Origin of the sequence: Bacillus sp. FJAT-29790 (assembly GCF_019039215.1) — a bacterium.
Lineage (GTDB): Bacteria > Bacillota > Bacilli > Bacillales > Cytobacillaceae > Cytobacillus.
The window spans coordinates 69,613-92,497 of sequence record NZ_JAHNZZ010000004.1; the positions used below are offsets into that span (position 1 = coordinate 69,613).

General features: G+C 40.8%; 21 protein-coding genes. 18 read left to right on the forward strand and 3 right to left on the reverse strand.

What is annotated here, in order from left to right:
* Nucleotides 1-151: 151 nt before the first annotated feature.
* From BGM26_RS19040 to BGM26_RS19050, 3 genes are all read left to right on the forward strand, one after another.
* Nucleotides 152-349 carry a hypothetical protein gene (locus BGM26_RS19040; protein ID WP_217041860.1) on the forward strand — a complete coding sequence of 66 codons (198 nt, stop codon included), beginning with the start codon at nucleotides 152-154 and terminating at the stop codon, nucleotides 347-349.
* A gap of 124 nt (nucleotides 350-473) precedes the next feature.
* Nucleotides 474-1,040 (forward strand): DNA-directed RNA polymerase subunit delta, encoded by a 567-nt coding sequence (gene rpoE / locus BGM26_RS19045; RefSeq protein WP_217041861.1) that lies wholly within the window; start codon nucleotides 474-476, stop codon nucleotides 1,038-1,040.
* A gap of 272 nt (nucleotides 1,041-1,312) precedes the next feature.
* Nucleotides 1,313-2,917 (forward strand): CTP synthase, encoded by a 1,605-nt coding sequence (locus BGM26_RS19050; RefSeq protein ID WP_217041862.1) that lies wholly within the window; start codon nucleotides 1,313-1,315, stop codon nucleotides 2,915-2,917.
* Nucleotides 2,918-3,106: 189 nt separating this feature from the next.
* Here the strand turns inward: BGM26_RS19050 and BGM26_RS19055 are convergent, their stop codons facing one another.
* Complete coding sequence (locus tag BGM26_RS19055; protein WP_217041863.1) at nucleotides 3,107-3,640, reverse strand: DUF2529 domain-containing protein; 534 nt, start codon at nucleotides 3,638-3,640, stop codon at nucleotides 3,107-3,109.
* Nucleotides 3,641-4,045: 405 nt separating this feature from the next.
* Here BGM26_RS19055 and BGM26_RS19060 point away from each other — a divergent pair, with 405 nt between their 5' ends.
* The 15 genes from BGM26_RS19060 (at nucleotide 4,046) to BGM26_RS19130 (ending at nucleotide 19,507) form a co-directional block, all read left to right on the forward strand.
* Complete coding sequence (locus tag BGM26_RS19060; RefSeq protein WP_217041864.1) at nucleotides 4,046-4,423, forward strand: response regulator; 378 nt, start codon at nucleotides 4,046-4,048, stop codon at nucleotides 4,421-4,423.
* Nucleotides 4,424-4,686: 263 nt separating this feature from the next.
* Entirely contained in the window at nucleotides 4,687-5,544 is an 858-nt protein-coding gene (locus tag BGM26_RS19065) for a class II fructose-bisphosphate aldolase (RefSeq protein ID WP_217041865.1), read from the forward strand.
* A 179-nt stretch (nucleotides 5,545-5,723) separates the two neighbouring features.
* The gene (gene fsa, locus BGM26_RS19070) at nucleotides 5,724-6,368 is read left to right on the forward strand and encodes a fructose-6-phosphate aldolase (RefSeq protein WP_217041866.1); all 645 of its coding nucleotides are present in this window, start codon (nucleotides 5,724-5,726) and stop codon (nucleotides 6,366-6,368) included.
* Nucleotides 6,369-6,813: 445 nt separating this feature from the next.
* A complete protein-coding gene (locus BGM26_RS19075) occupies nucleotides 6,814-8,100 on the forward strand; it encodes a UDP-N-acetylglucosamine 1-carboxyvinyltransferase (protein ID WP_217041867.1) in 1,287 nt (428 codons plus the stop codon).
* Between the two features lie 156 nt (nucleotides 8,101-8,256).
* On the forward strand, nucleotides 8,257-9,219 hold the full coding sequence (gene glpX, locus BGM26_RS19080; protein WP_217041868.1) for a class II fructose-bisphosphatase: 963 nt from the start codon (nucleotides 8,257-8,259) through the stop codon (nucleotides 9,217-9,219).
* 553 nt (nucleotides 9,220-9,772) lie between these two features.
* Nucleotides 9,773-11,041, forward strand: coding sequence for a transcription termination factor Rho (rho, locus tag BGM26_RS19085; RefSeq protein WP_217042045.1), 1,269 nt, complete (start codon nucleotides 9,773-9,775; stop codon nucleotides 11,039-11,041).
* A gap of 284 nt (nucleotides 11,042-11,325) precedes the next feature.
* Nucleotides 11,326-11,538 (forward strand): 50S ribosomal protein L31, encoded by a 213-nt coding sequence (gene rpmE / locus BGM26_RS19090; protein WP_217041869.1) that lies wholly within the window; start codon nucleotides 11,326-11,328, stop codon nucleotides 11,536-11,538.
* Between the two features lie 75 nt (nucleotides 11,539-11,613).
* Nucleotides 11,614-12,207, forward strand: coding sequence for a thymidine kinase (locus BGM26_RS19095; protein ID WP_217041870.1), 594 nt, complete (start codon nucleotides 11,614-11,616; stop codon nucleotides 12,205-12,207).
* A 255-nt stretch (nucleotides 12,208-12,462) separates the two neighbouring features.
* A complete protein-coding gene (locus tag BGM26_RS19100) occupies nucleotides 12,463-12,885 on the forward strand; it encodes a hypothetical protein (protein WP_217041871.1) in 423 nt (140 codons plus the stop codon).
* Between the two features lie 147 nt (nucleotides 12,886-13,032).
* Entirely contained in the window at nucleotides 13,033-14,010 is a 978-nt protein-coding gene (locus BGM26_RS19105; RefSeq protein ID WP_217041872.1) for a DMT family transporter, read from the forward strand.
* 234 nt (nucleotides 14,011-14,244) lie between these two features.
* A complete protein-coding gene (locus BGM26_RS19110) occupies nucleotides 14,245-14,907 on the forward strand; it encodes a GntR family transcriptional regulator (protein ID WP_217041873.1) in 663 nt (220 codons plus the stop codon).
* Nucleotides 14,908-15,413: 506 nt separating this feature from the next.
* Nucleotides 15,414-16,757, forward strand: a complete 1,344-nt coding sequence (locus BGM26_RS19115; RefSeq protein WP_217041874.1) for a serine hydroxymethyltransferase — start codon at nucleotides 15,414-15,416, stop codon at nucleotides 16,755-16,757.
* Between the two features lie 490 nt (nucleotides 16,758-17,247).
* On the forward strand, nucleotides 17,248-18,321 hold the full coding sequence (prfA, locus tag BGM26_RS19120) for a peptide chain release factor 1 (protein WP_217041875.1): 1,074 nt from the start codon (nucleotides 17,248-17,250) through the stop codon (nucleotides 18,319-18,321).
* On the forward strand, nucleotides 18,314-19,189 hold the full coding sequence (prmC, locus tag BGM26_RS19125) for a peptide chain release factor N(5)-glutamine methyltransferase (protein ID WP_302053271.1): 876 nt from the start codon (nucleotides 18,314-18,316) through the stop codon (nucleotides 19,187-19,189). The genes prfA and prmC overlap by 8 nt, the downstream gene beginning before the upstream one ends.
* An 87-nt stretch (nucleotides 19,190-19,276) precedes the next feature.
* A complete protein-coding gene (locus BGM26_RS19130) occupies nucleotides 19,277-19,507 on the forward strand; it encodes a hypothetical protein (protein ID WP_217041876.1) in 231 nt (76 codons plus the stop codon).
* A gap of 139 nt (nucleotides 19,508-19,646) precedes the next feature.
* Here BGM26_RS19130 and BGM26_RS19135 read toward each other — a convergent pair whose 3' ends face one another.
* A complete protein-coding gene (locus BGM26_RS19135) occupies nucleotides 19,647-22,523 on the reverse strand; it encodes an ATP-binding protein (RefSeq protein WP_217041877.1) in 2,877 nt (958 codons plus the stop codon).
* Nucleotides 22,513-22,881 carry a response regulator transcription factor gene (locus tag BGM26_RS19140; RefSeq protein ID WP_217041878.1) on the reverse strand — a complete coding sequence of 123 codons (369 nt, stop codon included), beginning with the start codon at nucleotides 22,879-22,881 and terminating at the stop codon, nucleotides 22,513-22,515. Before BGM26_RS19140 ends, BGM26_RS19135 begins: the two co-directional genes overlap by 11 nt.
* Between the last annotated feature and the right edge of the window lie 4 nt (nucleotides 22,882-22,885).

Genomic DNA, 22,885 nt, shown 5'->3' on the forward strand with positions numbered 1-22,885 from the left:
ATCACCGCCCGCCCCGCGGAAAGCGAGCATCCTGGAGAGGAAATCAACTATACCACTTTTGGGTAAAAAGCAAAAAAAGTTAACGAAAACAGCCATAATAAAAAACTTAAACTAGCATAATTCGAGGATTTTGAATGCAGGATGTGAAAAAATGAGAAGGTTTTTTCTTTTTGCTGCCATAATGGGGATTATGACAGGGATGTATTACCTTTATCAAAAGCAACTCGGTGCCATACCATTCCTTTTGTTATCCATTTATTTCTTTGTTTTAGCGTATAGCCAGCTTTTAAAAAAAACAAACCAAAATGATAGAGAAGAAAAAGCGAATGATAACGATAAATATAGCTAGCATAAACCTAAAAAATTTGTTTATAATGAGGAATATGTATTTCTAAGATTATCTAAAGAACCTGAATATTATAACGATATTTTACCTGCATTAAGCGGTTACATAGGGAAGGGAAGTGCTAATATTGAGTTTAAAAGAATACTCAAAAGAGCAATTGCAAGAAATGTCTTTAATTGAAATGGCTTTTGAATTATTAAAAAGCAGAAAAGAAGCGGTTTCATTCAAAGAGATTATGGACGAGTTGACAAGCCTTCTTGGGCTATCAGATGCGGAAGTAAAGCAGAGAATTGCTCAATTCTATACGGATTTAAATATTGATGGACGTTTCTTAGGTTTAGGAGATAACCGCTGGGGACTTCGTGTTTGGTATCCAATTGATCAAGTCGAAGAAGAAGTAGTGACAGACATAAAGCCGAAGAAGAAAAAAGCGAAAAAGGCTAAGGAAGAAGATTTAGACCTTGATGATTACGATGAGTTAGATGAAGAAGACATCGACTATGATGATATCGATGGATTAGAAGATGAAGAAGATGAGCTGATCGATGAGGATGACGATTTGCTAGAGGAAGACGATGAAGAACTAGATGATGACGATTTGATTGAGAAAGACGAAGAGTATGATCTCGGCGATGACGACGAAGTACTAGAAGAAGATGAACTCGATTTAGACGAAGATGAGGAAGAATTATAATCTTGACTTTTCTAGCACGGGCTTGTAGAATCATTTTTGGGCTCCTTTAACAAGGAACGATTCTGTACCAATACATTGGTACTTATTAGACGCGAAGTAGCGCTCCCTTACTTTTTTAAGTAAGCGGAGCGCTTTTTTATTTTATGGCTGCTATATGAATGTAACTACGAAAAACAGCCAATCTCCGACCAAGTCGGACAATAAAATGATTTCATCATTATGTCTTTAAATAAAGGCTAATATGTACAAACTGTTTAAGAGGAGGAATTAAGATGACAAAGTATATTTTTGTTACTGGCGGCGTAGTGTCGTCTTTAGGAAAGGGTATTGTTGCGGCTTCACTCGGACGTCTTTTGAAAAATAGAGGCCTGAGTGTTACGATTCAAAAATTTGACCCATATATAAATGTGGACCCGGGAACAATGAGCCCATACCAGCACGGCGAGGTTTTCGTAACCGGTGACGGAGCGGAAACAGATTTAGATTTAGGCCATTATGAGCGGTTTGTTGATATTAATTTAACGAAGTATAGCAGCGTAACGACGGGTAAAATTTATTCAACCGTACTGAAAAAAGAACGCCGCGGTGATTACAATGGCGGAACCGTTCAAGTCATTCCGCATATTACGAATGAAATCAAAGATAAAGTTTTCCGTGCCGGTCATGAAACCAATTCAGATGTTGTAATTACAGAAATTGGCGGTACAGTCGGTGATATCGAATCACTGCCATTTTTAGAAGCCATTCGCCAAATTAAAAGCGATATGGGACGCGAGAATGTCATGTATATCCACTGTACATTAGTTCCATATATTAAAGCTGCCGGAGAAATGAAAACAAAGCCGACCCAGCACAGTGTAAAAGAGTTAAGAAGCCTAGGTATTCAGCCAAATGTAGTTGTCGTTCGTACGGAAATGCCGATTTCTCAAGAGATGAAAGACAAACTTGCATTATTTTGTGATATTGATAAAGAAGCGGTTATTGAATGCCAAGATGCTGAAACATTATATTCTATTCCTCTTGCACTTCAGGAACAAAATCTTGATACCATTGCTTGCGAGCATTTAAAGCTTAATTGCGGTGAAGCGGACATGACTGAATGGAAGCAGCTAGTGGATAAAGTATTAAACTTATCGAAGAAAACGAAAATCGCTCTTGTCGGTAAATATGTAGAGCTTCAAGATGCTTATATTTCTGTAGTTGAGGCATTAAAGCATGCAGGCTATGCCTTTGACTCCGATATCGAAATTAATTGGATTAATGCTGAAGAAGTGACGGCAGGAAATGTATCTGATTTGCTAAATGATGCGGATGGAATTCTTGTCCCTGGTGGATTTGGTGACCGTGGGATCGACGGCAAAATTCTAGCGATTCAATTTGCACGCGAACAGAAAAAGCCATTCCTTGGCATCTGCTTAGGCATGCAATTAGCATCTATTGAATTTGCTAGAAACGTACTAGGTTTGAAAGATGCTCATACAGCCGAAATCGACCCGTCTACAAAGCATCCAATTATCGATCTGCTTCCTGAGCAAAAGGATGTCGAAGTCCTTGGTGGAACGCTCAGATTGGGTATTCAGCCTTGTAAACTAGAGGAAGATACAAATGCATACAATGCTTATCAAGATGAAGTGGTTTATGAGCGCCACCGTCATCGTTACGAGTTCAACAATCATTACCGCCAGGAGATGGAAGAAGCAGGATTTGTTTTTTCCGGGACAAGTCCTGATGGCCGCCTCGTAGAAATTATCGAAATTAAAGATCATCCTTGGTTCGTTGCGTCTCAATTCCATCCGGAGTTCGTCTCAAGACCAACACGCCCACAGCCATTATTCCGTGACTTTATTGGAGCTTCAGTAAGATTCAGTGGAAAATAAGATAAAAACCCCTCTAGATTAATTAAATTCTTCTAGAGGGTTTTTTTCGCCCTTTTCGCATACTTTTTGCTTTTGGAATACCAAAAAGTGGAAAAAGACATCAATAGAGACTCAAGAGGACCGAAATTCACTCGAAAGGAGAAAACCGGGCTTCATGCGGATCCTTATATCAGGAACATTCCCCATCTTCTACTCATATTCCGCTAAAATTTCTTCAATTGTAAATTTAATGCCGTAGTACACAAATAAACCTGCCATCGATGCTGGGTACCCAAACCGGTTTCCCTCCTCATCGGGCAGAAGTCCTTTCGTAAGCTTTAAATCAATATGGATGTCGGCCAGATTAGCCAGAGAATCTTCATCATCCGCTTGATTATCGGTAGAGATGGCAGCAAATGGGATGCTTTTTTCAGAAAGGAATTTTCCAAGTTCGATGGCTTCTGCATCGGTAGAATATCTAGAAACAATCAGAAATCTGTCCGTTTCAAGGATATCATCCAGCTGATTACTGGCTGTCCAAACGGAGGCGTTTATTAAAGGTTCCTGACTTTCTGTTGCCTCGTAAGCGACAGCATTCATTTCCTTCGTTGCAAATATATATATCCTTCCGCTTCCGAAAGCGGCCTGGGAGAGAAGCCGAGCACTATCCTCCATTGCTAATTCTTCTTTGTCCTGTATCCTTTTAAACAATCCAGAAAGCTGGGTTGAAAACATTTTTAGCATAATCTCTCTCCTTTAACTTCATTACAAAACGTATATGGCGTACAAGTGCCACCATTTACTATGAAGTGTTAATTAGATTTCTAAGCCAAACCAACACAATATGGTGGCGTGAGCAGAGCTAAACTTCGCATAATTACTAAGCCTAACCAGTCTATTTACAGATCAGGTTGAATATACTTATTAAGTTAGCGGCGCTCCGTCCCCATTTCCTTTATAAAATCCTTCTCATGTAAATTCCACTTCATTATATTAAAAGAAAACTAAAAGGTAAAATTCCAAAAGGAGGCAGGAATTTACAGCTTGTAAATAGAACTTAAAAGAGGGATGAATAATAATGAGCAGCCGGCAACAAAATCAGCATGTATTAAAAAAGAATGATCGTTTTGTACAAAGGGAAGAGGTGGCTTGATGAAGGAGAAAATATTAATTGTAGATGATCAATTTGGAATTCGTATTTTACTTAATGAGGTACTGCAGAAAGAAGGGTACGATACCTACCAGGCTGCCAATGGCATCCAGGCGCTCGAAATTGTCTCCAAGCATTCACCAGATTTAGTTTTGCTCGATATGAAAATCCCAGGAATGGATGGAATTGAGATATTAAAGCGCATGAGGGTTATTGACAAGGAAATTCGCGTCATTATTATGACAGCGTATGGAGAATTAGATATGATTCAGGAAGCAAGAGATCTTGGCGCGTTAACACATTTTGCGAAGCCATTTGATATTGATGATATTCGGACGGCAGTTAAGAAATACCTTCCAGCGGCCAACTCGTTTTAAGCGAAATTTTTTTTGGAAAAACCGCCATTATGAGTCAAAAATAAATGAATGCGCTTGCTTTATTGCAATTCCGTGTCAGCATGAAAAAGTGTATTAGATTAATGGCAATTCTTTTTCCGTTTTGGTATGATACAAATGAATTCCAAAGGGATCGAATTCGTTTGACAGGAATATTGAAGATACATATTCAGTAGTTTTCAGGAAAGACTTTAAAATGAAATATCCTGTGGAATGGAAGCGATTATCAATAAGGAGGAAGAATAATGCCTTTAGTATCAATGACTGAAATGCTCAATAAAGGAAAATCCGAAGGGTATGCAGTTGGACAATTTAACTTAAATAATCTTGAGTTTACCCAAGCGATTCTTCAAGCAGCAGAGGAAGAAAAGTCCCCTGTTATTCTTGGTGTCTCTGAAGGCGCTGCACGTTACATGGGCGGGTTTAAAACAGTTGTAAAAATGGTAGAAGGTTTGCTTGAAGATTATAAAATTACTGTTCCAGTAGCTATTCACCTAGATCACGGTTCAAGCTTTGATAAATGTAAAGAAGCGATTGATGCTGGTTTTACTTCTGTCATGATTGATGCTTCACATGATCCTTTTGAGGAAAATGTAGCGACTACTTCAAAAGTTGTTGAATATGCACATTCAAAAGGTGTTTCAGTTGAAGCTGAATTAGGGGTTGTCGGCGGGCAAGAAGACGATGTTGTGGCTGATGGCGTTATCTATGCAGATCCAAAAGAGTGTGAAGAACTTGTTAAACGCACAAAGATTGATTGCTTAGCACCTGCTTTAGGCTCTGTGCATGGACCATATAAAGGTGAGCCAAACTTAGGATTTGCTGAAATGGAAGAAATAGGTAAGATCACTGGATCACCTCTTGTTCTTCATGGAGGAACTGGAATTCCGACGAAAGATATTCAAAGAGCAATTTCTTTAGGAACAGCAAAAATCAATGTAAATACAGAAAACCAAATTGCTTCTGCAAAACGTGTTCGTGAAGTATTGGCAGCAGATTCAGAAGTGTACGATCCGCGCAAATACTTAGGACCTGCTCGTGAAGTGATTAAAGAAACAGTTATCGGCAAAATGCGCGAATTCGGTTCTTCTGGTAGAGCTTAAACAATTATTAATGGCTATGTTCAATGATCATGTTGATACTTATTAGTGTTGCAATTTTTTGAATATCAACAACGTTGGTTAACATGGCTATTTAAAAATGAATGGAAACCGCCTTCTATATTAAGAGGCGGTTTCCATTCATTTGCAAACTTTTTAAAAATATGGGGAGGGAATATGTTATGAAATTCTTTATTGATACTGCGAATATGGAAGAGATAAGAGAGGCCTTTGCGTTAGGTGTTGTTGCAGGTGTGACAACTAATCCATCATTAGTTGCGAAAGAGAAAAACGTTTCTTTCACTGATCGCCTTCGAGAGATTACGGATCTTGTTCCTGGCTCAGTCAGTGCGGAAGTAATCGCGCTTGATGCTGAAGGGATGATTAGAGAAGGAAAAGAATTAGCAGCAATCGCACCGAATATTACGATTAAAGTACCAATGACTCCGGATGGATTAAAAGCTGTTCATGCTTTTTCAAAAGAAGGCATTAAAACAAATGTTACGCTTATCTTCAGTGCAAATCAGGCGTTACTTGCAGCAAGAGCCGGGGCGACATATGTTTCTCCTTTCCTTGGTAGACTTGATGACATCGGACATAACGGTCTTGACCTAATTTCAACAATTGCTGATATTTTTGCTATCCATGAAATTCAAACTGAAATTATTGCAGCTTCTATTAGACATCCACAGCATGTAACTGATGCAGCCTTAAGAGGTGCCCATATCGCCACAGTTCCTTTTAAAGTGATCCAGCAATTATTTAATCATCCATTAACAGATAAGGGCATCGAAGCATTTCTAGCAGATTGGAATTCCCGTTCATAAAGAAAAGCGGAAGGAGCTGAACTAGACAAGCTAACTCGAAAAAAGATTGTGCCTATTATTTTTTAGGCTTTGTTAGTATTAATGTTGATAAATGAAGACTAGCGGGGCGATTTTGCCTGGAGAGAACCTTTTTTGCGGAGCAAAACCCGCTTCTCGGAAGGTAAATCGAACCCGCGTGTCTATCAACAACATTGTTTAACAAAGCCATTTTTAAGAAAATAAATCTAGTTCATCCTTCCTAATTATAACATTTTTGAATATTGATACATGAAATTTGATTTTTCGTGTAAACTAGTAGATAAGAATACTGTCGGTTTGTGTTTGAGGTTACTGGAAAATAATGCCTCAAATAATTAAAGGTTGAAAAGCGACTGTTCATTCTAGCTATCTGATTAATGGACAAGCCTACTTGGTTACGATTCCTCGGCTTAGAAGGGAGATTAAAATGGAAAAGCTTATGATTGCAGGCGGTTATCCTTTAAAAGGAACTGTTCGAATTAGCGGAGCAAAAAACAGTGCGGTAGCATTGATTCCAGCGACGATTTTGGCGGATTCGCCTGTCACGATTGAAGGGCTGCCAGATATTTCGGATGTTCAAATTTTAAAAGGACTGCTTGAAGAACTTGGGGGGACTGTCACATTCACTGATAATGATATGACTGTCGACCCATCTTCCATGATTTCCATGCCTTTGCCGAATGGAAAAGTTAAGAAACTGCGTGCGTCTTATTATCTGATGGGAGCCATGCTGGGCCGGTTTAAGAAAGCAGTCATCGGCCTTCCAGGTGGATGCCATCTTGGACCAAGGCCGATCGATCAGCATATCAAAGGCTTTGAAGCACTCGGGGCAACGATTACAAATGAACAAGGTGCCATTTACTTGCGTGCGGATGAGCTTCGGGGTGCCCGTATTTACCTTGATGTTGTCAGCGTCGGGGCAACGATTAATATCATGCTTGCAGCTGTTAGGGCGAAAGGCAGAACGGTGATTGAAAATGCAGCAAAAGAGCCGGAGATCATTGACGTAGCCACTTTGCTAACGAATATGGGCGCAAAAATTAAGGGCGCAGGGACAGATGTCATTAGAATTGATGGAGTCGATCAGCTTCACGGCTGCCAGCATACGATTATCCCTGACCGAATTGAAGCAGGGACTTATATGATTCTTGGAGCGGCTGCCGGCAAAGGTGTTTTGGTCGATAACGTTATTCCTCAACATTTAGAATCACTTATTGCGAAACTTAGGGAAATGGGTGTCCAAATCGAAGCTGGCGATGATCAAGTTTTTGTAGGGCCAGCTGAAAAGATGAAAGCGGTTGATATTAAAACCCTTGTCTACCCAGGTTTCCCGACAGATCTTCAGCAGCCCTTTACCTCTCTGCTTACTGGAGCGGAAGGGACGAGCATGGTAACTGATACGATCTATAGTGCCCGGTTTAAACATATCGATGAATTAAGAAGAATGAATGCCAATATTAAAGTTGAAGGCCGCTCGGCTATTATCCATGGTCCAACTCAGCTTCAAGGTGCCAAAGTGAAGGCGAGTGATTTGCGAGCTGGAGCAGCCTTAGTCATTGCAGGCTTGATGGCTGAAGGAGTCACGGAAGTTACGGGTCTTGAGCATATCGATCGAGGGTACAGCCACCTCGTCGAAAAACTAAATGGACTTGGAGCAACCATTTGGCGTGAAAACTTAACAAAAGAAGAGCTGGAGCAAATGAAAAACGCTTGAATAAATACATGAAGTGAACCATTTAGCTCGCACTATTAAAAACGTCATGCCCACTTCGATTTTTAGCTAAATCGGGGCTGGGCTGCTGTCTATTTTTTCAGGAAATACAGATCTAGATATGAGAGAAATACAGCTTAGAACTTGGGGGGAAATTGGATGGAACGAAGCTTGACGATGGAGCTTGTCCGAGTAACGGAAGGCGCTGCCTTGGCATCTGCACGCTGGATGGGAAGAGGCAAAAAAGATGAAGCGGATGATGCAGCTACTTCTGCTATGCGCGATGTGTTTGACACTGTACCGATGAAGGGAACAGTTGTTATTGGGGAAGGCGAAATGGATGAAGCACCAATGCTTTACATAGGGGAAAAGCTTGGTACTGGCTATGGCCCACGTGTGGATGTGGCAGTAGACCCTTTAGAAGGAACAAATATCGTTGCATCCGGTGGCTGGAATGCTTTGGCTGTTCTGGCTATTGCTGACCACGGAAACTTGCTTCATGCGCCCGATATGTATATGGATAAAATTGCTGTCGGTCCGGAAGCGGTTGGCCTAATTGATATCAATGCATCTGTTTTAGACAACCTGAAGGCGGTTGCAAAGGCGAAAAATAAAGATATTGGTGATGTTGTTGCAACGGTATTGGCTCGTTCGCGGCATGATCATATTATTACCCAGCTACGTGAAGCAGGGGCAAGGATTAAATTGATTAATGACGGAGATGTAGCAGGTGCGATAAACACAGCATTTGATCATACCGGCGTTGATATTCTCTTTGGACATGGCGGTGCTCCAGAAGGTGTGTTAGCTGCTGTTGCCCTTAAATGTCTTGGAGGGGAAATCCAAGGTAAACTTGTGCCTCAAAATGACGCAGAGGCAGAACGCTGCAAGAAGATGGGGCTTGATGTGAATAAAGTCCTTCTGATGGAGGATCTAGTCAAAGGTGATGATGCGATATTTGCTGCTACTGGTGTCACGGACGGAGAGCTGCTGCGTGGTGTGCAATTTAAAGGTTCATACGGCTCAACCCATTCAGTTGTCATGCGCGCGAGATCTGGGACAGTCCGCTTCATCGAAGGCCGCCATAGCTTGAAAAAGAAACCAAATCTCGTCATTCGCTAGGGCTCTTTTCTAAAAGGTTGTTGCTTTTATAATGTGATTTTAATTTTATAATCTGAGTTGATTGGAGCGGAGGGCACTTGACTCCTGCGGGAATAGAGGGAACGGGGAGACCCCGCAGGCGGTAACGCCAGGAGGCTCCCGTCACTCCCCGCGGAAAGCAAGTGCCCGCAGCGGAAATCAACGGGCAAACTTTTAAAATTAACAAAGATTCAAATGAAAAGGTCTGGCTCAGGCAAGCCAGGCCTATCATCTCATTTCCTTCAAACTCTCTCTATCTCCCTAATTAGTACAAATGTAGTTGATTAAATCTCCTATTAAGGGGTAAAATAGAGATTGTTTCTCAAAAATAGAGGAAACCTCAATAAATAACCTTTCAACACTATTTTTGATCGGAAAATGGCTCCTTTCTGGAACTACCCTCGGTATTCTAATTAAATTATTTTAAGATAGATTTTCTTTTACCTCAAAATGCATTCCCTTTCTTCATGTAAAAGTCCATCTGTAAAGCTGTATTTAGAGGAAAAGATTGAAAATTCAAAAGTGTGGTGTCAATATGGGATTAAATATTTCAAGTTTAGAAAATATGAAGCTAAAAGAACTTTATGAGCTTGCCCGCGAATATAAAGTTTCCTATTACAGCAAATTAACAAAAAAAGAATTGATTTTTGCCATCTTAAAGGCAAGGGCTGAGAAAGAAGGGTACTTCTTCATGGAAGGGGTCCTTGAAATTATTCAGTCAGAGGGATTTGGTTTCTTAAGGCCGATCAATTACTCGCCAAGCTCTGAGGATATTTATATATCCGCTTCTCAAATCCGCCGTTTCGATTTGCGGAATGGAGATAAGGTCTCTGGTAAAGTTCGCCCGCCTAAGGAGAATGAACGTTATTTTGGGCTTCTGCAAGTTGAAGCAGTTAATGGAGATGACCCAGAGTCAGCAAAGGAACGTGTTCACTTTCCTGGATTAACTCCTTTATATCCAGATTGCCAAATGAAGCTGGAAACAACTCAAAAACATATTTCAACTCGGATTATGGACGTGCTTGCTCCGGTTGGGTTTGGGCAGCGTGGTTTAATTGTTGCTCCGCCAAAAGCAGGTAAAACGATGCTTCTAAAAGAAATTGCCAACAGCATTACGACGAACCATCCTGAAGCAGAATTGATTGTATTATTAATTGATGAGCGCCCAGAAGAGGTGACAGACATCGAGCGTTCCGTAGCTGGGGATGTTGTCAGTTCAACATTTGATGAAGTGCCTGAAAACCATATTAAGGTTGCAGAACTTGTCCTTGAGCGTGCGATGCGGTTAGTTGAACATAAGCGTGATGTAGTCATTCTAATGGACAGTATTACAAGATTAGCAAGAGCCTATAACCTTGTCATTCCGCCGAGCGGAAGAACATTATCCGGGGGGATTGACCCAGCGGCATTCCACCGTCCAAAGCGATTCTTTGGTGCTGCCCGTAATATTGAAGAGGGTGGAAGCTTAACGATCCTAGCCACTGCCCTTGTAGATACAGGTTCTCGGATGGATGATGTGATTTATGAGGAATTCAAAGGGACAGGAAATATGGAATTGCACCTTGACCGTTCACTTGCTGAGCGAAGAATTTTCCCTGCGATCGATATTCGTCGTTCTGGTACGCGTAAAGAAGAGCTTCTTATCCAGAAGGATCATCTCGATAAACTTTGGGCAATTAGAAAGTCGATGTCGGATTCCCCTGATTTTGCAGAGAAGTTTTTGCGCAAACTAAAACAAACAAAATCCAACGAGGAATTCTTCGCTAACTTAGCCGAAGAAATGAAAGCGAAACGTTCTCATTAAGATTTTGTGCAGGTGTTCTTTGAAATTAGACTGTTTTCTAAATGATTGTTGTTTTTAAATAGGATTTGTATAAAGTTGATTGGAGCGGAAATCAACTAGACCTCTTTTTAAAATGGCAACTAAATACGAAAACAGCCTAAAATTAAGAAATCAAATATTGCAAAATGGGATTGACCTTGTTATAATAATTCCAGTGCGTTTTTGAATTTTACGGTAATCAAATGGATTGCCCGTAATATATAACTCTGTTTCGGTATGATTCAGGGCGGAAGGAGATGAAAAGAATGAAAGCAGGAATTCATCCAAATTATACAAAAGCAACGGTGAAATGTGCATGCGGAAATGAGTTTGAAACAGGTTCTGTTAAAGAATCAATCCGTGTTGAAACTTGTTCTGAATGCCACCCATTCTATACAGGTCGTCAAAAATTTGCTGAAGCTGGCGGACGTGTTGATCGTTTCAACAAAAAATACGGCATTAAGCAAGAACAACAATAATAAAAATCGAAACAGGCAAGCTTTCTTTCTTGCCTGTTTTTTATTTCTTCTTAGAACGGGGAGCTGAGGCCGATCATGAATGTGATGCAGCATCACGGATGGGTAGAAGTCGTTTGCGGAAGCATGTTCTCTGGTAAATCAGAAGAACTGATCCGCCGAGTACGAAGAGCCCAATTTGCGAAACAGCAAATGGTTGTTTTTAAACCGCAAATTGATAATCGCTATAGTGATGAAGCAGTAGTTTCGCATAATGGAACCACTTTTACGGCGATACCTATTTCTCACTCTACAGAGATTTTTAAACATATTCATGCTGAAATTGACGTAATTGCAATTGATGAAGTGCAATTTTTCGATAAAGAAGTAGTGAAAGTCATTCAGCAGCTGGCTGATAGCGGCCATCGGGTCATTGCGGCTGGACTTGATCAAGATTTCCGCGGGGAACCGTTCGGCCAGATGCCTGAATTAATGGCGATCGCTGAAATGGTGACAAAGCTTCAGGCAGTATGTGCCGTTTGTGGTTCACCGGCTAGCCGGACACAACGATTGATCAATGGGAATCCGGCTTCATATGATGATCCGATAATTATGGTTGGTGCTTCAGAAGCGTACGAGCCAAGGTGTCGCCACCATCACGAAGTGCCGAATTTGGCAAAGTCATTATCATAATTAGTATTTCCTATACTTAAAATTCTCTGCCTGAATCGATTCAGGCAGTTTTTTTATTTTTGTGCCTTGGCCGATAAAATAATAAAATCGGCCGATAAAATGGCATATTTGGCTGATAAATGGAGGAAATTAGCCGTTAAAACAGTGAAATAGGCTGATAAAATAAAAAATTCGCCGAAATCATTACATTTTGGTTGAATTTGGCCAGTACAAATCCTTTCATAGCGGACATGCTATAAAAAGGAGGTGTACGTAATGAAAAAACTCAGCATTTTCATTTTACTGCTCGCTTTTATTGCTGGTTGTAACCAAAATCAATCTGGAAAAAATGAAACAAGGGACGGGACAACGTTTATTTCAAATCGATTAGACCGCCAAGAATATAATACAAGGGACTGGACAATGGATTCGCAAAATCCTAATTTCCTTAACTTCAATGGAAACCAGGTCAATAATTCAACAGACATCGACAAAGCAAAACAGGTCATAGATGCCACAAGTGAGTATCAATCCGGCCCTATTTGGATTAATGGAAGAGATATGTGGGTTACGGCCTATAAAAGAGAAATGATGTCTGACCGTGAAAGAATAGAGGCAGAAGCAAGGCTGCATAAAAAATTGATTAAAGCCTTGCCGCGTTATCATATTGATGTGAAAGTACAGGAAGACCGGACTTAACCCCTGCTTTTGGCAGGGTGTTTTTTTATGGCAAAAATATACGAATGTAATCCCCTTCAAAAAACAGTTGATAAAAAACCAAAATGCGATATATTAGTTATATGCAAATCTGAAAATTACAATATTTGAAATCCGAGGTGAATTCACATGCGACCGATTTTTCTAGGCATTTTAGCTGCTCTCTTTTTTGCTTTTACTTTTATTTTGAATCGCTCAATGGAGCTTTCTGGTGGCAGTTGGATTTGGAGTGCCTCGCTGCGTTATCTGTTTATGGTTCCGTTTTTACTTTTCATTGTTGTAAGCAGGCGGAATCTTCAACCCCTTTTACAAGAGATAAAAAAGAGGCCAGGCATTTGGTTTTTATGGAGCTTTATTGGCTTCGGCTTATTCTATGCTCCGTTAAGCTTTGCGGCTGCTTTTGGACCCGGGTGGCTTATAGCTGGAACTTGGCAGGTTACCATTATTTCCGGTTCACTTCTCGTTCCCTTATTTTATGAGACAAGGCAAACACCAAATGGGCTGATAAAAGTTAGAGGGAAGATTCCATTGATCGGCCTGTCGATGTCATTGATTATTCTCTTTGGCGTGGCACTTATGCAAATGGAACAAGCAGGCCAATTGTCCGGGCAGGAAATATTGTGGGGGGTATTACCCGTCATTCTTGCTTCCTTTGCCTATCCGCTTGGGAATCGTAAAATGATGGAAATATGCGGGGATCGGTTAGATGCCTATCAGCGTGTTTTAGGTATGACTCTTGCAAGCCTTCCATTCTGGTTTCTGCTTTCGCTTTATGGTGTCGCTACTGTTGGTATGCCAAGCACCGGACAGACGATTCAATCGCTTTTAGTCGCCCTTCTTTCAGGTGTGATTGCAACGGTTCTCTTTTTCCGTGCAACCGATATGGTCAAAGGGAATATGCAAAAATTAGCCGCAGTTGAGGCAACACAATCATTCGAAGTGCTTTTTGCTGTAGCAGGAGAATTGTTGTTTTTGGCATCGCCGTTTCCGACTTCATTATCATGGATTGGAATGTTCCTAGTGATCGCAGGGATGGTTTTGCATAGCTATGTCTCCCAAAAAGAATACCCGACCAAAGTCCAGCCTGTAAAATATAAGGCAAGTTAATCAGGATGAGTATGACCCCTCGATCATTATACTGTTTGCTGCAGAGTTAGCGAATCCAATCTAATCCATTGTTGTTGTTGGGGAGGACAAATTGTCAGGGATTATTCTTAAATATTTTTGCTTCCTTTTGATGACGATGTACTAAATGTTTCGACAAAATTTGAGTGGTGTCTGTTTATCTTTGCACAGGTTCGTCATCTTGACACTCAAAGTTGAAATTGATATATTGGTTTTATGAAAATAATTAAAACGATTGCGCGGCCGGCTTTAAGGGATCAGGTGTATGAGTCATTGAAGAAAGCGATTATTACATTGGAATTGGAACCTGGGCAACGGATTATGGATAAAGAGTTGGCGGCTGAATTTGGTGTCAGCCGAACACCGGTAAGAGAAGCGCTTAAAAGACTGGAAGATGAGGGGCTTGTCGAGTCGCTCCCAGGATCACAAACTCGGATTACGGAAATTCAGATAGGGGAGGCGAAGAACGCATTTACGGTTGTAGCTGCTTTACAAGGTTTAGCAGCACGTCTCGCTATTCCATTCATTTCTGAAAATGATATTCAAATGATGGAAGAAAGCAATTCCGCGTTGCGAAAGGCACTTGATCAGAAGGACGTGATTAGTGCAGTTGAAGCAGATGATCAATTCCATTTTGTCCTTTTAAAAGCCTCTGGAAATCAAGAAATTGAATTAGCGTTAGAACGTGTCATGTCAAAAGTTCGAAGATTAGAATTTTCAAAGTTTAGTTCAATCGATGGACATCAATCACTTGAACAGCATAATGAAATTATTTCTGCGTGTAAAACGAAGGATGTCCATTTAGCCAGCTTATTAGTGGAAGAAAACTGGCTTAGTCTAGGAAGGGTTTTAGTCAGTGCGACAAAGGCTGAAAAGTAAATATGATACTTCATTGGGGGAGAAGAACCCTATTGTGGGAAGTTGCCCTTAAGCTAGAGTATGACAATTGTTGTACTCTTTTTTTGTGAATAATTAATGGCCGGTGGACCTGTGCAGAACTTGTCCTTTATGGCGTAACGAATAGCTAGTGCAGTGAAAGTGGGACATGCAGTCATACTAGGTTGTTCGCCGCTACTCAACGGTGCTTTTTGTCGAAAAGAATATTCTCTAAAATAGACTGAATAGTATAAAAACATATTGATTTTTTAATTAATATGCGATATATTGGTTTTAGTTAAAGAGCCTATTGATTACTTCTGAGTTCAATCTCCTTTCACAACCCCTTCCTAGCAATAAAGCAACTTGGCGTAAGATGGCCTAAATAGGTTCTTTAGGATTCCAAGCTAATAGCAGCTCTGAAAAACATGAATGGACTCGCAGACAAATTTCTCTGTAATTAGGCAGTAATTTGGAAAAAAAAACTTTTCAAATTAGGAGGAATGACAATGAATTCGGTTACAAAAGCGGCTGAAAACTACGAAGTTCATGATTCAAGGGTGTTAGATTGGGCAAAGGATATTATTGAAAAAAGCTCTTCGCCAAGATTGATCCAAAGAGTAATTATCAACGCTGTTGATAGAAATGATATTTGGAGAGGGCAGGAATGTCTCAATTTGTTAGCTCCTGAAGCACCAACTAGCCCGACTGTTCGGAAATTATTGGCATCGGAAGTAGGAACGAGAGCGGCTGAAGGTCATATTGGCCCTACACAAAGATGGTTTTCCGGCACTAAATATATCGACGAAATCGAATCCCTTTGTGTTGAATTGTTAAAAAAGGTCTTTAAGTGTAATTATGCTGATCACCGTCTTGTTGCAAGCATGATCGGAAATATGGCAGTCTATGCGGCACTGACAAAACCAGGAGATAATATTTTAACGATCGCACAGCCATTTGGTGGCCATTCGAGTAACCGCTATGATGGACCAGCAGGGATTCGCGGATTGAATATTCATGATGTCCCAATGGATCCAGTGGATTTAGTCGTGAATATCGATGAATTTGCAAAGGTAGCAAGGAAAGTAAAACCGCGATTAGTTGCACTTGGTGCTTCGATGACTTTATTCCCGTTCCCGTTAAAAGAAATGTCTGAGATCGTCAGCGAATGGGGCGGGAAAATCTTCTTCGATGGGGCCCATCAACTTGGACTTATTGGCGGCGGGAAGTTTCAAGACCCGTTGAATGAAGGGGCTTGTATAATCACAGGTTCGGCTGGAAAAACGTTCAGCGGCCCTCAAAGCGGGATCATTGTTTGGAATGACCCGGAATTAACGAAACCAATTGCCGATACGATTTTCCCTGCACTTGCGGCAACACATCAAGTAAACCGTGTGGCTGCCTTAGCTGCATCTGCTGCAGAGTTCCTCGCATTCGGCAATGAGTATATGGCACAAATTGTGGCGAATGCGAAGGCGCTAGCAAAAGCATTACATGATAGGGGAATAACGGTACTCGGTTCTCATAAAGGCTTTACAGAAACTCACCAAGTCATCCTAGATGTTAAACAATTTGGCGGCGGGCTAGATGTTGCGCATAAACTGGCAGAGGCAAACATTATTACGAATAAAAACCTGATTCCAAGTGATAAACCAGAGGATTGGGATTATCCAAGCGGATTACGGATTGGCACAATTGAAATCACACGATTAGGGATGAAAGAAGCCGAGATGGATATAATAGCCGACTACATTGTCAGCGTTTTAGAAGGAAGAGACACAATAGAATCCATCCGCAAACGGGTCATTGACATGCGTTCTAGTTACCAAAAAATCCATTATTGCTTTGATTGATGACGTATTTGGCTGAATGAAAGGCTATGTTAAAGCTCATTGTTGAAATATTGCTATATTTGTTGTTGATTGGAGCGGAAGGCGCGAGATCCTCGAAAATGCATTCGCATTTTCTTCGTGCGGTGTTTATTCGCGGATGATTATTCAAAGTCCTGCGGGAAAAGCGAGTCCAAGGGAGACCCCGCAGGAGTGATAGCGACGACGAGGCTCCCGGACCGCCCGCGGAAAGCGAGTGCCTGCAGCGGAAATCAACAGAGGAAAGTTTAACAAAGCCAAATGAAAAATTACTTTATAGATATAAAAAACCTTTTGATCAAAGTCAGAAGGTTTTTTATGTAAATTAAGCCTCGAATTTATTTTTGACTGCACCATTCACCTATACTATAATTAGAATGTTATGGACCTATTATTAAATAGATAAAACGTATTTTATATATAATGCCCGGAAATAATAGTCCGAGGTTAATGGATAAAATTGAGGTGAATGGCTGTGTTTGATCGTCTTCAATCTGTTGAGGATCGCTATGAAAGATTGAATGAGCTTTTGAGTGATCCAGATATTGTAAATGACCCGAAAAAATTGCGTGAGTATTCGAAGGAACAATCAGATATACAAGAAACTGTCGAAGCGTACCGTGAATATAAAGAGGTAAAAGAGCAGCATCAAGATGCGAAAGCGATGCTTGATGAAAAATTAGATGCTGACATGCGTGAGATGGTGAAGGAAGAGCTTGATGAGCTAGAAGAGAAAGTGGAAGAACTCGAAGCTCGTTTAAAGATTCTTCTGATTCCAAAAGACCCGAATGATGACAAAAACGTAATTATGGAAATCCGCGGCGCTGCAGGCGGGGATGAAGCTGCTTTGTTTGCCGGTGATTTATACCGCATGTACAGCCGCTTTGCTGAGACGCAAGGCTGGAAAACAGAAGTAATCGAAACCCACTCGACTGGTGTAGGCGGCTATAAGGAAATCATTTTCATGATTAACGGTAAAGGGGCCTATTCTAAATTGAAGTTTGAAAATGGCGCACACCGTGTTCAGCGTGTTCCGGAAACAGAGTCAGGTGGTCGCATTCATACGTCAACAGCTACGGTTGCCGTACTTCCCGAAACAGAAGAAGTGGAAGTGGATATTCACGAAAAAGACATTCGTGTCGATACGTTTGCTTCAAGCGGACCAGGCGGACAAAGTGTTAACACGACAATGTCAGCTGTCCGTTTAACGCATTTGCCTACTGGAACTGTTGTTTCTTGCCAAGATGAAAAATCCCAAATTAAAAATAAAGAAAAAGCAATGAAAGTTTTACGTGCCCGTGTTTATGATAAATTTCAGCGAGAAGCACAAGCAGAATATGACCAAGCTCGTAAATCGGCGGTCGGAACGGGCGACCGGTCTGAACGGATCCGTACTTACAACTTCCCGCAAAACCGCGTCACCGATCACCGCATTGGTTTAACGATCCAAAAGCTTGATCAAATCCTAAGTGGGAAACTTGATGAAGTCATCGATGCGTTAATCCTTGAGGAACAATCTTCGAAGCTTGAAAGTGCTTCAAATGAGTAATCCAACGATGAAAGTGTATGAAGCCCTCAACTGGGCTTCTTCTTTTTTAAAAGAGAACAATCGTGACGAAAATGCGGGCGAATTATTATTGCAGCATTATATGAAGCTGAGCCGTTCGAGTTTCTTGGCGAGTCTTCGTGAAAATCTGGAATCGGAAATATTTGCTGATTTCAAAAAGGCCGTCCTTTTGCATGTAGAAGGAAAGCCAATTCAATATATCATCGGTTCAGAGGAGTTTTATGGCCGAACGTTTCAAGTCAATGAGGATGTCCTTATTCCCCGGCCTGAAACGGAAGAATTGGTTTATGGGGCTTTGCAGCGGATGGGCAGACTTTTTGGTGAGCGAAACAATCTTGAATTAGCCGATATCGGTACGGGTAGTGGTGCGATTGCCGTCACAATTAAGCTGGAAAAACCCGACTTACATGTGACCGCAACAGATATTTATGGGCCGACACTTCAGTTGGCAAAAGAAAATGCGAAGACGAATGGTGCAGACATTCAGTTTGTTCAGGGCGACTTGTTAAAGCCTTTAATAGACAATGGGAAGCGGTTTGATATTGTGATTTCTAATCCGCCGTATATTCCAGACGGAGATATCGAATGGATGTCAGAAATTGTAAAAGAACACGAACCTCACCGAGCGTTGTTTGCTGGGGTAGACGGGCTTGATATTTACAAAAGACTGGTAAAAGAGCTAACAGCTGTTTTGAAAGATCAGGCTTTAGTTGGTTTTGAAGTGGGTGCAGGCCAGAGCGCGGCTGTAGCTCAGCTGCTTGAACAAACATTTCCGCAAGCTGAAACTGAGATCGTCCATGATATTAATGGTAAAGATCGAATGGTCTTTGCTGAAATAGGGTTTAAATAGCTCTATCCTACACGAAACGGGAACTAAGATACAAACTATGAAATATGCAAAAAAGTTGAACCTTCACCGTATGAGTCATAGAATTAAGTGGTTCACGGTGACCTGAAACAACTGCAAGGCAGTTACATTGCCCGAAAAAGGAAAAAAGGTCGTCTACGGTTAATGGGAGGCAGTTACATTGCCCGGAAAGCGAAAAAAAGGCCGTCTGCGGTAAATGGAAGGCAGTTACATTGCCCGGAAAGTGAAAAAAGGGTCGTCTGCGGTAAATGGAAGGCAGTTACATTGCCTGAAAAGAGAAAAAAGGGTCGTCTACGGTAAATGGAAGGTAGTTACATTGCCCGAAAAAAGAGAAAAAGCACATCCCCGGTAAAAATAAAGGAGAAAAGTGGTCACCATAATTGGTACATGGCGACCACCTCTCTAAAAAAACAACAATCCCTCAGAAAAAAAGCCTAATCTAATTCCCATCCTTATCTTCCGGTATTAAGATTTGTCCAACTTTCCCGATCTTCAACAATGTTTGCATGATCGCTCTTGATAAGTGACTTGGTTTATAGGGCTTGACTAAATAGTCAATGGCACCAAGGGAAAATCCTTTTTCTTTTTCATCAAGTGCAGTTGAAATAATAATCGGAATATGTTTGAGGCGCTCGCTTTCCTTCAGCTTTTTCATGATGCTCCAGCCGTCGACCTCTTCTTCTAGCATAATGTCCAAAACAATCGCATCAGGTGTTTCGACTCTTACATAGTCTAGTGCATCCGATCCCTTTTCAAAGTGCTCGACTTGAAATCCGCTTTCCGCTAATTCATTAATCATCAGCTCCGCAAGACTTTGATCGTCTTCTACCACCATAATGTTGTAACCAGTCCCCTGTGAATATAGTTGATCTCCTACACTCATATGATTGACACTCTCTATTGCAGGGAACGATAAGCTGAAGGTGCTTCCTTCCCCATACCGCGAATAAACCTTTACTTCTCCATCAAGGGCTTTGATGATTTCTTGCACGATTGCAAGTCCCAAGCCGGTGCCGCCAATCGTTCGGCGATCTGAATTATCCACACGGAAAAACTTCGTAAATAGGCTGTCGATTGCATCTTCAGGAATCCCTAACCCTTGATCGATCACATCGACTTTTAGACAGGTTCCTTCCTGATAGACATTGATTTTAATCTCTCCGCCTGCGGGAGAATACTTGATTGCATTATTAATGAGATTAGTGAAAACATGTTCCATTTTAGAACGATCTCCTAAAATGAGGTCATTTTCATAAGTCTGATTTAGTTCAATCCGGTGAATACCTGTCTGAATTTGCTGATCTTCAATGACCTTTTCAATAATAGGAACAAGCTTAATGTATTTCTTCTCATATATTTGTTTTCCGGCTTCCATTCGCTGAACGTCCAGGAAGTCGTTAATTAAGGCACTTAGCCGCTTCGTTTCATTATAGATCGTTGTTAAATATTTCTTTTGTTTTGCAGGTTTCAATTCTCTGTTCAGCAATAATTCTGTAAAGCCTAGAATGCTTGCCAGCGGTGTCCTTAATTCATGGCTGACAGTGCTGACAAACTCAGATTTCATATGATCGACTTCAAACTCTTTCGTTATGTCCCTATGAACTAAGACAGTGCCTAAGAACTCCTGTTCATGATATAACTCCTCAAAGTACATGTTAATGACTTGATATTGATGCTTCATTTTAAAGGTAAAGGAATGTTCTTCAACTAATTCGTTATTAATTGCTTTTCTGAAAAACTCGACGAATTCAGTTTCATCCTCCACATGTTCTTTCAAAGTGTTCGTCCATTCTTCCCACTGAAGTCCAATCAGGCTATCTAATGGTTGCTGCCATTGGAATAGTTCACATAATTGATTGTTCACTTGGATGATTCGCCCGTCTTTATCGATTACCTGAATTCCTTCTTTAACCGTGTTCATGATATCTTGATTTAATTTCCTGTCTTCTTCGGATGATTCATATAACCTGATTTTATCAAGTGATAACCCTATTTGTTTTGACAATGCCTCATATTCTTCCATTTGCTCATTATGAAATGGAGAGCCAAATCGACTGAATACCATCACTGCGACGAGCTCATCAAGGGAGGAAATCACAGGCAAATATAAATCGTAACAATAAGCCAAAGCCTCATGGTACCCTTTTTCCTCTGCAAGCAACTCGCGCTTAATTGAAAAAGCTTTTCTTGTTTGCTTTAAGCGTTCATGCAAACCGCTAGTAAGATGACCTTTAAATTGCTCCACGCCAATGGAAGAAACCCCAAATGAGGCAGAGGCATCTTCGCTCAACATAGCAATGATTCCGCGATCGGCTTCCAGAACGAAGCACATATTGCTAACAATACTTTCTAATACTTCTTGTTTATGAAGTGAATTGGAAATTTTATTCGTCAAGGCATTTCTTCTTTCTAGCTTCCTCTCATTTGCCCGGACATGATCAAGCATTGCCTCCAATTCAATCTGCTGCGCTTGAAGCTCATCCTGCTGGGCAATGAGCTCTTCATTTTGTGCCATAAGGTCTTGTTCCTTTTCTTGAATGCTCTCCACCATTTTCCTAAAAGCGATGGATAAAGCCCCAAGCTCATCTTCTCGGTTCGAATCCACTTTAATAGCAGCATCCTTCCCGGCAGCAATGTCATTTGCAGCATGAGCGAATTGGGCTAAAGGCTGCCCGACCTGTTTAAACATCACTTGAATAATTCGAAAAAGAACAAGGAGAAGGATCACAAGGATGGCAATGAAAACACCGTGAATAATTGACTGCTTCCTGATTAAATCCTCTGCATTCTCATTTAATTCTCTTTTAATGCTTTTTAAATATTGCCTGGAATCTTTTTGAAAGATGTTAATTCGATCGATCGTTCCTGAGTTGGCTAATTGGATGACCTCATCGATTTGGCCTGATTCAAATGAATCAATCGATGAGGGCAATTTCCCATTAAAATAATAATCAATAAATTCGTCTAACTTCCTTGCGAAGGCCTTATCCTCCTGTGTAACAGCAATTGTTTCCAACTCTTTCTGTAGCTTGCGAATGTTCGGTAACTGGGCAAGTGCGTCGGTCTTTAAGTCTTTTATTTCAAAAGCAAAATACCCGCGAATATTAAATAGTACGCGATAAAAAGAATCATCTAATTCTTCAACAAGGTCCTCTTTATGAACAAGCGTCTGCCGTTCTTTAAAATACGTTTCATTTAACTCTTTCTGTGAAACAAATAGGCTATAGGCACTAATTAATAAGAGGAGAATAAACATCCCCATTAAAGCAAGAAATTGCCTTGATAAGCTTTTTTTAAGATATTGATTAAGCTTCATCTAATATCTCCCCGACTTTATCTAAAAGTTGAAGGGGGCTAAATGGTTTTGCCATGAAATAGTCAGCCCCGGCTTCCAAAACCCGTTCCTGCTCGAACTGCTGACTTTTGGCTGAGAGCATGAGAATTTTAACAGCTCTTTTTTCACTGTTTGCTTTGATCTTTTCAATCACTTCGAGCCCGGTCAAAACAGGCATCATATAATCAATGATCGCCAAATCATAGTCATTTTGCTGAAACAGATCCAATGCTTCTTGTCCGTCAGCCGCTTCGTCGATCTCGTAATCTTCCGCCTCTAATGTATCAACAATCAGCATCCGCAAAACTTCTTCATCTTCCGCAAGTAATATTTTCTTCAATTTG